This window comes from Paenibacillus alginolyticus DSM 5050 = NBRC 15375 (genome assembly GCF_000422905.1).
In the GTDB taxonomy this organism is placed as follows: Bacteria; Bacillota; Bacilli; order Paenibacillales; family NBRC-103111; genus Paenibacillus_E; species Paenibacillus_E alginolyticus.
Map to the genome: position 1 here is coordinate 1 of NZ_AUGY01000152.1, position 11,347 is coordinate 11,347.

Genomic DNA, 11,347 nt, shown 5'->3' on the forward strand with positions numbered 1-11,347 from the left:
TCTTCCGCTCCATCTTATTAAGCGCCCTTAGCTCAGCTGGATAGAGTATTTGACTACGAATCAAAAGGTCGGGAGTTCGAATCTCTCAGGGCGCGCCATTTTTTATATGTTATAACCTTATCGGGACGTAGCTCAGCTTGGTAGAGCACCTGCTTTGGGAGCAGGGGGTCGCATGTTCAAATCGTGTCGTCCCGATAGACACGCGGGCGTAGTTTAATGGTAGAACTTCAGCCTTCCAAGCTGATCGCGCGGGTTCGATTCCCGCCGCCCGCTTAACAGAAAAAGATCACCTTCGGGTGATCTTTTTCGTTTGAACGAGAAAGGAAGAGAAGCCGTATGGGTTCGACCGTCCGTGAAGACATCATAGAATATACCCAAGTAGGACGCGCGTCCAAATATACCGCTATCCGCTTCCGTAGGAAGCATTTTAAAAAAGTATTTGGAGTATTCCCGCCGCCCGCTTCACAGAAAAAGATCACCTTCGGGTGGTCTTTTTTCGTTTGAACGTAAGCACCTTGAGAAAAACCATTTTCATGGTAAATTTAATATGAATCGATGATCAGGCGGATGTGACGCTTGTCACAGAATCGGAGTAGTCATTAAAATTTAATTAGATAAAGGAGCACAAAAACCATGACTCTAAACAAAAGTACGCTAAATAAAAGAAATAAACTTATTGAAGTGAGCAGAACACTAGCTAAGGTTGCAATAGGTGAAGCTTTTGCCGATGTAGTCATTAAGAATGGAACACTCGTCAATGTGTATTCTGGTGAATTACTTGAGCACATAGATGTTGCTGTCGCAGCTGGGAGAATCGCGTATGTAGGGAATGCAGACCATACTATTGGAGCTCAAACGGTCGTTATTGATGCCAAAGGGAAGTATATGTCTCCGGGATTTTTAGATGGTCATATGCATGTTGAAAGCACGATGCTTTCCGTTACCGAGTTTGCCAAAGCGGCATTAGCCAAAGGTACAACGGGAATTTTTATGGATCCTCATGAAATTGCTAATGTGTTTGGAACAGAAGGTGTAAGGTTGATGCACGAAGAGGGGCAGCAGCTGCCGCTCAAAGTTTTCACGACTTTCCCATCCTGCGTACCAGCGACTACGGACTTGGAAGATGCAGGTGCAATCTTAGAAGTGACCGATATTAAAGAGGGACTGCAATGGGACAACGTGGTCGGACTGGGCGAAGTTATGAATTTCCCTGGTGTCGTTTATGGCGATCCGAAAATGTGCGGGGAGATTGAAGAAACGATCAAAAGTGGTAAAACCGTCACAGGACATTTTCCAAGTGATGATGATCGTATGCTGCAGGCTTATATAGCATCCGGTGTAACATCTGATCATGAAACCGTAACTCGGGAACAAGGTCTTCACAAAGTCCGCATGGGCATGCACCTTATGATTCGTGAAGGTTCGGCCTGGCATGATGTCAAAGAGGTCATTAAGGTGGTAACCGAGGATAAGGTCAACACGGCCAATATTTCCCTTGTCACAGATGACGTAAGTCCGCAAACTTTGGTGGAGAAAGGGCATCTCAATCATGTCGTGCGCCGCGCGATCGAAGAGGGAGTCGATCCAGTAACAGCGATCCAAATGGTAACGATTAATGTGGCGCGCTATTTTAAAATGGAAAAAGATTTGGGCAGCATTACACCAGGTAAATGTGCTGACATTTTATTGCTGGATGATTTACAGAAGGTCGAGCCTTTGACTGTCATTACCGATGGCCAAGTTGTTTATGATCATGGCAAACTTACAGTTGCTTTCCCGGATTTCGTCTATCCTGAGCACATTCGTAATTCCATGAACGTTAAGCGGGAGCTTACGGCTGAGGACTTCAAGCTTGAAAGTCGCAGTCATCAGGATAAGACGAAGGTCAATGTCATCCGCATTATTGAAAACAGTGCAAGAACAGAGAAAATGACTGCAGCTCTAGGTGTTGAGCAGGGGTTCATCCAACCAGATGCTGAGCAGGATATTATTCGTCTCGCTTGTATCGAGCGACACCGTGGAACGGGTCAAATTTCACTTGGTTTTACGCATGGCTTTCAATTGAAGGCAGGTGCGGTAGCCTCTACAGTGGCGCATGACAGTCACAATCTAATTGTTATGGGGATCAATGAGCAGGATATGGCTTTCGCAGCTAATGAGCTTGTTAAAATGGGAGGCGGCATGATCGTTGTAGAGAACGGTAAAGTGCTGGCTCAAGTACCGATGACCATCGCAGGTCTCATGTCAGATAAATCATTGCTTGAAGTCGTTAAAGAGGTTGCAGAGCTCGAAAAAGCGTGGAAACAAATTGGCTGTCCATTGAACGCCCCGTTTATGACCTTCTCATTAATTGCATTGCCCGTCATTCCTGAAATTCGGATTTCAAACCGAGGTATTGTCGATGTTACGCAGTTCAAGCTAATTGAAGTGGAAATTGGTTAAGTGGGACAATAAATAGGTCCAAAAGAACCTATTCTTTTTAGAAGGATGACGTTCAGCGCGGGAGGTTAGGATGGTTTGCGGGAGGCCGGAAACAAGCTCAGCTTCCATCCCGACTGTTATTTCGGGTTCCTTGATCATCGGCAGATCTAGGGTGGTGGCCACCTCATCTCGAATCTGATGCAGCAAATCCAATTGCTGTTCTAATTCGTCTACACGTTTGGAAAGCAGCATGTTCTCTTGCTTAAGCTTTTTAATAAGCTCATATAGTAATTTCATGGTGAGCCTCGGTTTCTCTGATGGCTCATTTTCTTCGTTATTGTTAGTGGGGGACAGCATCATCATCAACTCTTCATCACTGATTATCTTGTCTGACACAGTATGGCCTCCTTAAGTTAATGAATCTCAATAAGCTGCCCATCCGTAAAGAGATATTCTTTGGGAAGAAGTGAAAGATTAATGTTTCGGCTGCAGTCGATGTACTGCGGGTATACAACTTTGATGGATTCCTCTTCTTGAATTGGATAGTTAATGATTTTATTCTTTTTGACGATATCTATAAAAAGATGAAACATGATGGAGATAATTAACAAGCCCGTTATGCATAGCTCTAAGTTTTGAATCATAAGTTAACCTCCTATGAATCTTTTTTCATAGATTAACGGATTAGAACTAAAATGTCGCTCGAAAACCGTTGTCGTTTTGTAAGCTTTTTATGGAGAGTTAAACGGAATATAAGGCAGAAATAGGGTAATGATGGTATTTTTAAAAGTATATTGTTGTTAAATCTCACGAACTTGTCTATCAATGAAAAAAGAAATAAACTATAGCAACCGGGAGACTCTCAAAGGATGGAGTTGTTCGACATGTTCAGAAACAATAGTCAGATTAAGAACTATCTGGAACGTATCGGTTTTGAAGGTTCGCTCGATGGCAGTGTAAAGACACTGGCCGACCTGCAGGAGTGTCATCTGCACACGGTTCCGTACGAAAATTTGGACATTATGAACCGCATAGCTTTATCGTTGGATCCTCAAGATGTATATCAGAAGATTGTTGTGCGCGGGCGCGGAGGGTACTGCTTCGAGTTGAATGCTTTATTCGGCTGGCTGCTGCGGGAACTTGGCTATTCGGTCACTGACTTGGTCGCTCGATTTTGGCGCGATGAGCCGAATTCGCCACCGAAACGACGTCATCACGTCCTGAGGGTAGAGGCAGAAGGCACAGCCTTTTTGTGTGATGTCGGAGTAGGCGGGATCGTCCCTCGCAGGCCGATCGCATGGATAGAAGGTCTTGAACAGCATCAAGGAGAAGAGAGTTATCGACTCGAGCGCGATGCCTATTATGGTTGGATGCTATGTGAGCAGAAGAACAAGGAATGGAACCGCATTTACTCGTTTACGGAGGAGCCTCAGCTGCCGAAGGATTATATCTTTGCGACCTTCTGGTGTGAGAACGCCCCGGATTCGATTTTTACCAAGAGCCCAATGGTAGCCATGCGCACCCTGGAGGGACGGAAAACACTGGCTGGCCGGGAGTTTCGTATCTTTACATCCGACGGGGTAAGGACTTTCACTCCTGAAACAGAAGAAGAGTATAAAGCGGCCTTGCAAGAGCATTTTGGTATTCATCTAGATTAATAATTATTGTAGTTAAGTACTAGGGTAGAGGACTCCGAAAGGGGTCATCTTCTTTTTCAAACTTGAAGTTCTTATCTAACAATGCGAAAAAGGACGCTGCAGCAGCGTCCTTTCCGTTAGAGCAAAGTATTACGAGAGTGATAACTTTCTGTCTTCACGTTCTAACGCTTTCTGCTGCTCTTTGGTGAAGGTACAACTTAGCTTTGGTAGTCCAGTGTGTTCGTTGATGTAGATAGTTCTTACAACGCCTTGAAAGTATTTCAGTTGTTTGGTCCATTCTTTTGGGTTGAACATGGACATCAACTCCCTATTAATAAATGTCTCCTACAAATTCTCCGCAACAACGATTTTGGAAGCGCTTTATTATATTAATATGTTCAAAGGATATGGATGATGCATCGAGCAAAAGTACTCAGAACAACGCGAAAAGGCAAATCAGTGTCATCCAGCAGGAAAATGTCATATTCCATGGTACAATTAGGGAGGATATCTCCTATCATCAGCCTGAGTTTGGTTATCATCATTTGGAGTGGGGAATTGAGGGGAGGGTGCGCGTGACCCAAAGAATAATAAAAGCACCGCAAGGCTTAGCAGCATCACCATTCAATCAAAGCGTTTTGAAGCTCAAAGGGCTCACAGTTATTGAATCGTGCACCAACACGGTAGGAAAACAAGGGACTATGTTCTTAGAAGACTACCTTCTTATGTTTGTGCTGAATGGCACTTATACGGTGCGATACGGTGATCAGGTATACGTTGTTCATAAACATGAAATGGTACTATTGCAAAAATCGATTGTAATTGAATATGAAAAATCAGGCGAACCTAATCAAGCTTACTTATTAGAGTACATGATGTTTTTTCTAAAAGATGAAGTGCTCAAAGACTTTATTAAAATGGCGGACATTCAATCTGCGCAGCCAACAGTGTTGGTACCTATTTTTGTAAATCCGATAAGTGAACGACTGTTAACCTATTTAGAGTCGCTTAAACCATATTTCAACGAACCCGATAACATCGAGGACGGATTAATTAAAATTAAGTTGTTGGAATTGTTGTTTGATCCTACCCATGCCAACAAAAATATCATGCAGCAATTACTTCATCTGAAGCAGCAGGTACGATCCGATATCTCAACCGTCGTGGAACAAAATATCTTGAATCCTGTTTCAGTGAATGATTTGGCTTATTTATCGGGCAGAAGCTTGTCCAGCTTCAAACGGGATTTTCAAACGATTTACAACACGTCCCCATCACTATGGATTCGACAGAAACGCTTGGAGAAGGCCAAAGAATTGTTGACCTATTCGGCCATGTCAGTAACGGATGTTTGCTTTACGACGGGCTTTGAGAATGTTGCGCATTTTTCAAGGGTTTTCAAAGAGCATTTTGGCTATACCCCGTCCTCTTACAAGCAACAGTTAAGCTAAAAGCAAACAGAGATCTTAGTTCGGCACCCGCCGGGCTAAGATTTTTTTATTTGAGCTAAATGGACAAATACTTTGGGCTTTTTGGAAAAGTAGGTCGGAATGCGCTGTGATAATCTTAGGTCATGAAATATTCAATTCAAAAATGACGACGAGAAGGAGACAACAAATAATGATAAATCAAAAAGTATGGTTCATCACCGGCGCATCCAGAGGTTTCGGATTGGAAATTACAAAAGCTGCAGCCAACGCTGAAAAGCCACCGGTTCATTTACCACTAGGCAATGATACACTTGCCATGTATAGAGAGAAGACAGCAAAATTTGAAAAAGACATTGAAGATTGGTATGACGTCATTACGGGAACGGATCATGATGATGTAAGGGGTTAACGTTGCGATTAGTGAGTCGAAATAGGGACTAGTATTTAATCTTGTTCACAACTAAGACAAATGGACAAGAATGACCGAATATACTTATACGGAATCATCAGAAGTTGTTTATCAACTAGGAGGTGTTTCGTTATGGTTTATTGGTTGTTGGCCGTTATTGTGGTTGTGGTTGGTTTATTGATTTTCATGAATGTGAAGAAGCGCAAGGTGGTTCCGGTGGCTGATTTGCAAACACATAAGTCGTGCGCTTATTGTAACGAGGAAATTGCAGTTGATGCAGTTGTATGCAAGTACTGTAGGGGTGTCGTCGTAAATTGAGGCTGATAGAATGAATAGCAAATGAGACAGCGGTCAGTTCGCATTAGTGTGAACTGGTCGTTGTTTTGTTTTGTTTGCTAATCAGTCGTTCATACGAATACCATGGGGTTGTCCTATAAGTAGGTAAATCTACTTATAGGACAGCCCTTTAAGTTCTTTTGACCCTCTGGAACATTCGAAACGTATTCTGCATGAAATGAATACTTCCATTGGAAATATTCCAATAGAATTGGCTTCCAGGCTGTCAAAATCCCTACTTCCATTGGATTAATCCAATGGAAGTAGCATTTAGCTTTCGAAATTCTCAACCTGGGGGCTGAATTTTCCATAAGGCTCTTGGGACAGACGCATACATACCGAAACCTAACTCTTCCTATTCTTCCTACTGATTTACTCATACTATCCTTGCCTGTTTTTTCAGCCAACTGATCTTGTGTTAAGCCCTTTAACTTTCTAACTATCTTAAACGCTCGCCAACGAGTCTTGAAAAATCGGACATCTCATTCACCCCAAAAACGAGGTTATTGAAATCGTTGATAAAAAGAGATACCCGTATAATATGATAAAAGTTATAAAATCCTATATAAATGGTACTTTGATGTATCGATTTTAAATATAATCACTAAAAAGTTGGCGCTACACATCAAAAAAGTGTAACATCAATCTAATAACAGCAGACAGAAGGAGCTTGAATCATTTGACCATCGAATTAAAAAACGAAATACCTCCCAATTTTGAGGAACTAAAAAAATCGGCCAATCGTACTTCCAACTGGAGAGAACGTCTAGAAGCCGTTGAAGCATTAGGCCAGTATAACGACCAACAAACCATTAACATACTAGCGCGTATGATGAGCAGCGATGCTGTTTATCCCATTCAAGAAGCTGCTTACCGCAAACTCCGGGCATTTGGTGAGGATGTTCAGCTGCCGCCAAGGAAAAAAGGCGACTTGATTAAAGGCGCAGGTAAAGTTTTTGTGCGCATTAAAAAGAGCTTGCCGGAAGGCCATACGTTTGAAGAGTTTAAAGAGAAGTTACAGAAGACCAGAAGTGACGTATATGATACTTATGAAGGCGATAAAGGGCCTGACTTCGATCAATGGCTTGAAACCACGTGGGCGTCGTTGTTGAGAGTGAATACATGAGTAAAGCGAAGGGGAAAGGCGGAACCGGCAGAGGGACAGACAGTAAGGGCTGGAACCGATGGCAAGCTAGTGCGAATAGAGCAAAGAGTGCCCCAAAACCTTATAAAAGTAAAGGTCTATTAGCAGCAGCCAAAGCTGCCAAAGCCGCGAGCAGCAGCAATGGCGACAAACCTAAAGCTTAGCAACTGCAGCTCATAAATATCTAACCCTCGGCATCCTGCCGGGGGTATTTGCCTGCAAAATGAATAAAATCGCTCAACATAACTCATATTATCGAAGTCACTATTCCATTCATTAAAGGAGACTTCGAGATGCAGCAGCAAACGCCAAATAACAACATGACGCAAGGCATGCAGAATATGAATCATGGGGGGCATGAGCTCTTTGATTTGCACGAGGTGTTAGCCTGTACAATTAATGTGCTGGATCAGTTCATGATCTTCAGACAGTTCGTCCAAGATAACGAGCTTCTGGATATTTTGGATCGTCAGTACAACTTTACGCTATTCCATTACAACATAACAGCAGAGTGCTTCGCTACGGGACAAAAACCTAGTCAAGAAACACAGACGTATATGATCCGAAATCTATCGCAGCCAATCTACGGTATCAAACCTACACAGCCCAAAAAGCCGAATCAATCGTTAGCTGATGTGAAGGATGCAGGCATTAGCGCACATATGTTAGGCCTTGTGAAATCCCATGCAGCGCTTCTGACGATGACTTCCGTTGAGGTGACGAACCCTGCTGTACGTCGTGTATTGGCTTCCCAAGTACAGAACTTTATCGAAATGGCCTATGAAATTTTCTTGTATCAAAATAGAAATGCTTACTACCAAGTTCCACAGCTTGAAGCCTCCGATATGCAAAAAATGCTTAACACCTTCGTTCCGGCTCAAGGAATGCCACAAATGCCTCCAAATAATAGAGCAGGAACTGTACACTAAATTGAAAATAAACCAGTATCGGTCTCATCAACCCATACTGGTTTTTCTTTGCTCGTTAAACTTTATCTATCATTGAAGCGAAAGGGCATTTAGAAGCAACACTTTCATCATCACGCAAAAAATACTGCTCCCACTCTAGATTATCGGATTGGCCGTACCATTTCAAAGAGGGATGCGCGGGAACACCATCGTACTCGACTAACTTCTGACGAATCAACTTTTTCATATTACGGCCAAAAGGGGTCGAATCGTTGATTTCTTCGAACACCCACCTGGGCTGGAATGTAATGAGGAAACATGGAGTCCGTCGGCTCTTTCGAATCTCATGCGCAGGAGTCCCGCAAAAAGCGAAATATGGATGCCCGTCAAAACAGAACTCCCAAGAAGGATGGGAAGGATCAGACGAAATATGGGAAGGCCATGGGGCCTGATCTATAGCGCTTACCCGGCTTAAAATAGACCAAAATAGTTGTTCATAATTATCTATAGAGAAGCCGTTGGCTAATTCGTCAGGTGTATTAAAAAAAATGACTAGAGAAGCATATTTACCCGTTTCACGCGAACAATCTCCGTATTGCTGCAAGAGCTTTGCGACATTATTGATGGCTTCTTCAGATCTAGGATCTGCAGCAAATCCGAATCGTAGACTATTAGAGATATAACCAAGACGACCGGGTATGCAAGGGTACATCTGGTCTGGATCATTAATCATTTGACCAAATTTGCAAAAAGCATCCTGCTGCCATTCTGGCAGATCCGCTTGATGATCCTCAATCCAGTCTTTGGAAATTAAATTAACCATGTCAACACCCTCCTTCATCCATTCGGAGCATACTATGCGATGGGTGAAAAGTGGGTGAATGTCTCTAGTTCATAATTTCCACATCAATAGGTGTACAAACATATCCATTGCAGGCGCTTTCTGAACAGGGACAAGCAGATACCGCCACGAATAGGTTCGTCTCTGCGCGAAGCTCAACATAGTCGCCAGCTCTAGATAGAGGCCGTTCTATCTTGATTTGTCCAGAAGGAAGAATAACCGTGTTCATAAAGAAGTTCAACGAATAGTGTTGATCCGGAACAGGAATGTTGAACTGAGCAAGAGCTTGATTCAAATTATGATAGCAGCTAGCATGGTTTTGTTTATCGTATAGCAATTCATACATTTCAGGGCGGCAGGGGGAGTTAATGAAATCATGCTGCCCTACGGTATCAGCCACAACGGAGAGTAGCGGGCTATAGGTATTGGAATATAGAAGATCCCCAGACTTTATTTTCATCGTACGCAGCACATCCATAGTAACACCTGGATCCAGACGCACACTGGTATCATCGGCACGATAAGCAACAAAGTCGGCAATTTGCTCACCCATCACATCCGTTATACGGACAACTTGCTCTTTTCCCAGCATAAAACCAAGCCCTTGCGTAGAGGGAATTCGCCATTTTTGTTTGATCATTGGTGTCCTCCTGCAGCATTGGAATTTATCTTTACAGTATGGCTGCTCGAAGGAGGTATCATTCAAGGGGAACTTGCTCAGTGGTTCCCTCTAAAAACACATCTTTGCATCCATATCCGTACCTGTGTAAGATAATACTGAATAAGATTTTTGTGGATGAGGTGGGGTTTCATGGTTTTCGGTGCGCGTGTGTGGAAGACGGGGATTGCTGTAGCATTAGCCTTATACATAAGTGCTTGGCTCAATTTCTCTCCTCCTGTTATTGCGGCAGTAGCGGCAATTTTTGCTATGCAGCCTTCGATCTACCGATCTTGGCGTTATTTCCTAGAGCAGCTGCAGACGAATATTCTAGGCGCGGCATTGGCATTACTTGCGGGTATGTTTTTTTCTAATAATGTGATTGCTATTGGAATTGTATGTATTATTGTTATCATTATAAGTTTAAGAGTGGGCATGGAGGAAACGATCGGTCTTACCTTAGTCACCGTTGTAGCGGTCATGGAGGCTTCAGGAGAGTTGCAATTTGCCATCAATCGATTGCTGCTGAGTTTGATTGGAATCGGTTGTGCATTCGTAGTGAATGTTCTTTTCTTTCCACCTAAGCCCAAAGAGCAATTCGCCGCACAGATTCGTACTATTTTTGCCAAAATGTCGCTCCTCCTTCGCACGGTTATCTCTAATGAAATGAAAGAGACCGTATTCCGTGAGGAAAAAGAAAGCCTGCGCAGCAGCTTGAAGTCTTTGTCGGATAAGTACAGGCTCATGGAAGAAGAGATTAAGAAAATCAAGGGAAGCGGATTAAACCGCATTCGTGAACTCGTTGTTTACAAGCAGAAGCTTCTCGTGATGTACAAAGGGCTTGAGGTTCTTGAAGCCGTGGATGAGCATTATTTTCAAACGTCCCGCACAGAGGCAATCGATGACTATTTCGATGAACATTTGGAAAAGCTAATAAAGTTCCACGAGCACGTTCTGTTGAAATTCGATGATAAGCTCAAAGATGACTGCTCGGAGGGTTTGGAAATGGAAGCAGAGAACGAGCGCTTCATGACAGTACTCATCGACCGTTATCATAAGCAGCCGAAAGGAATGCTGCGATTGTCAGTAGTGGCTGCGGCTATGTATGATTATGGTCATCAAATAACGCGGTTGGATAAGCTTGTGGAGCATGATCATCGCGGAGAAACTGAAGAGAAAGAACCCCTTGATTTATTGCTCAAAAGCATTAGGTTAAAATGATAAATAGATTTGGACACCTTTTCATAAAATAGTCTTACTGAACCTTTCGGTTGTCAGATGTTCGGACACCTCGAAAGGTTCCTTCATAAAAAAATGATTAAAGGTTGCTTTACGAAATCGTATGTGCTATATTATGATTCTTGTTCCAAACGGACAAGCAAGGCAATCGATTATTAATGAGTCTGAACGTGTTGAACATCTTCACGAATGGATAAATAAAAATAAAAGCTTGCAAATGAAATTCCAATATGGTATATTACTTCTCGCTGCTTCGGTAACACGGCAGTGAACGAAAGAAATTGATCTTTGAAAACTGAACAACGAGTGAGTAAGCACGAACGA

The 11,347-nt window shown here is 42.9% G+C and carries 13 protein-coding genes and 3 tRNA genes; 12 read left to right on the plus strand and 4 right to left on the minus strand.

All coding sequences use genetic code 11. The features are described from left to right. The first annotated feature begins 21 nt into the window (after positions 1-21). The 4 genes from G519_RS0135945 to ade all read left to right on the plus strand — a co-directional run bounded on the left by G519_RS0135945 (position 22) and on the right by ade (position 2,442). Positions 22-98: transfer RNA gene (locus tag G519_RS0135945), tRNA-Arg, on the plus strand. Positions 99-121: 23 nt separating this feature from the next. After that, positions 122-195, plus strand: a tRNA-Pro gene (locus G519_RS0135950). Positions 196-202: 7 nt separating this feature from the next. Beyond that, positions 203-273, plus strand: a tRNA-Gly gene (locus tag G519_RS0135955). A 360-nt stretch (positions 274-633) separates the two neighbouring features. Further along, complete coding sequence (gene ade / locus G519_RS0135965; protein WP_029198702.1) at positions 634-2,442, plus strand: adenine deaminase; 1,809 nt, start codon at positions 634-636, stop codon at positions 2,440-2,442. Here the strand turns inward: ade and G519_RS0135970 are convergent. Further along, positions 2,419-2,817, minus strand: a complete 399-nt coding sequence (locus tag G519_RS0135970; RefSeq protein WP_029198703.1) for a hypothetical protein — start codon at positions 2,815-2,817, stop codon at positions 2,419-2,421. The genes ade and G519_RS0135970 overlap by 24 nt on opposite strands. Positions 2,818-2,834: 17 nt before the next feature. Next, positions 2,835-3,065 carry a hypothetical protein gene (locus G519_RS0135975; protein ID WP_029198704.1) on the minus strand — a complete coding sequence of 77 codons (231 nt, stop codon included), beginning with the start codon at positions 3,063-3,065 and terminating at the stop codon, positions 2,835-2,837. A 240-nt stretch (positions 3,066-3,305) separates the two neighbouring features. Here G519_RS0135975 and G519_RS0135980 point away from each other — a divergent pair, with 240 nt between their 5' ends. The 7 genes from G519_RS0135980 (at position 3,306) to G519_RS0136015 (ending at position 8,306) form a co-directional block, all read left to right on the plus strand. Further along, positions 3,306-4,079 carry an arylamine N-acetyltransferase family protein gene (locus tag G519_RS0135980; protein ID WP_029198705.1) on the plus strand — a complete coding sequence of 258 codons (774 nt, stop codon included), beginning with the start codon at positions 3,306-3,308 and terminating at the stop codon, positions 4,077-4,079. 554 nt (positions 4,080-4,633) lie between these two features. Further along, positions 4,634-5,509, plus strand: a complete 876-nt coding sequence (locus G519_RS0135990; RefSeq protein WP_127528312.1) for a helix-turn-helix domain-containing protein — start codon at positions 4,634-4,636, stop codon at positions 5,507-5,509. A 169-nt stretch (positions 5,510-5,678) separates the two neighbouring features. Continuing rightward, positions 5,679-5,897: a hypothetical protein gene (locus tag G519_RS0135995; protein WP_029198707.1), complete on the plus strand. Its 219-nt coding sequence runs from the start codon at positions 5,679-5,681 to the stop codon at positions 5,895-5,897. Between the two features lie 132 nt (positions 5,898-6,029). Continuing rightward, entirely contained in the window at positions 6,030-6,215 is a 186-nt protein-coding gene (locus G519_RS0136000) for a hypothetical protein (RefSeq protein WP_029198708.1), read from the plus strand. 697 nt (positions 6,216-6,912) lie between these two features. After that, complete coding sequence (locus G519_RS0136005) at positions 6,913-7,359, plus strand: HEAT repeat domain-containing protein (protein ID WP_409372032.1); 447 nt, start codon at positions 6,913-6,915, stop codon at positions 7,357-7,359. Then, positions 7,356-7,541 (plus strand): DUF3934 family protein, encoded by a 186-nt coding sequence (locus tag G519_RS46280; RefSeq protein WP_036635181.1) that lies wholly within the window; start codon positions 7,356-7,358, stop codon positions 7,539-7,541. Before G519_RS0136005 ends, G519_RS46280 begins: the two co-directional genes overlap by 4 nt. A 129-nt stretch (positions 7,542-7,670) precedes the next feature. Beyond that, positions 7,671-8,306 carry a spore coat protein gene (locus G519_RS0136015; protein ID WP_029198710.1) on the plus strand — a complete coding sequence of 212 codons (636 nt, stop codon included), beginning with the start codon at positions 7,671-7,673 and terminating at the stop codon, positions 8,304-8,306. 55 nt (positions 8,307-8,361) lie between these two features. Here the strand turns inward: G519_RS0136015 and G519_RS0136020 are convergent, their stop codons facing one another. Then, positions 8,362-9,108 carry a YqcI/YcgG family protein gene (locus G519_RS0136020; RefSeq protein ID WP_029198711.1) on the minus strand — a complete coding sequence of 249 codons (747 nt, stop codon included), beginning with the start codon at positions 9,106-9,108 and terminating at the stop codon, positions 8,362-8,364. Between the two features lie 64 nt (positions 9,109-9,172). Beyond that, positions 9,173-9,766: a DUF1989 domain-containing protein gene (locus G519_RS0136025; protein ID WP_036635183.1), complete on the minus strand. Its 594-nt coding sequence runs from the start codon at positions 9,764-9,766 to the stop codon at positions 9,173-9,175. 171 nt (positions 9,767-9,937) lie between these two features. Here G519_RS0136025 and G519_RS0136030 point away from each other — a divergent pair, with 171 nt between their 5' ends. Beyond that, the gene (locus G519_RS0136030; protein WP_029198713.1) at positions 9,938-11,005 is read left to right on the plus strand and encodes an FUSC family protein; all 1,068 of its coding nucleotides are present in this window, start codon (positions 9,938-9,940) and stop codon (positions 11,003-11,005) included. Positions 11,006-11,347 lie beyond the last annotated feature (342 nt).

Coding starts and splice junctions, on each gene's coding strand:
- ade (WP_029198702.1), top strand. CDS start 634: ATGACTCTAAACAAAAGTACGCTAAATAAAAGAAATAAACTTATTGAA.
- G519_RS0135975 (WP_029198704.1), bottom strand. CDS start 3,065: ATGATTCAAAACTTAGAGCTATGCATAACGGGCTTGTTAATTATCTCC.
- G519_RS0135980 (WP_029198705.1), top strand. CDS start 3,306: ATGTTCAGAAACAATAGTCAGATTAAGAACTATCTGGAACGTATCGGT.
- G519_RS0135995 (WP_029198707.1), top strand. CDS start 5,679: ATGATAAATCAAAAAGTATGGTTCATCACCGGCGCATCCAGAGGTTTC.
- G519_RS0136000 (WP_029198708.1), top strand. CDS start 6,030: ATGGTTTATTGGTTGTTGGCCGTTATTGTGGTTGTGGTTGGTTTATTG.
- G519_RS46280 (WP_036635181.1), top strand. CDS start 7,356: ATGAGTAAAGCGAAGGGGAAAGGCGGAACCGGCAGAGGGACAGACAGT.
- G519_RS0136015 (WP_029198710.1), top strand. CDS start 7,671: ATGCAGCAGCAAACGCCAAATAACAACATGACGCAAGGCATGCAGAAT.
- G519_RS0136020 (WP_029198711.1), bottom strand. CDS start 9,108: ATGGTTAATTTAATTTCCAAAGACTGGATTGAGGATCATCAAGCGGAT.
- G519_RS0136025 (WP_036635183.1), bottom strand. CDS start 9,766: ATGATCAAACAAAAATGGCGAATTCCCTCTACGCAAGGGCTTGGTTTT.
- G519_RS0136030 (WP_029198713.1), top strand. CDS start 9,938: ATGGTTTTCGGTGCGCGTGTGTGGAAGACGGGGATTGCTGTAGCATTA.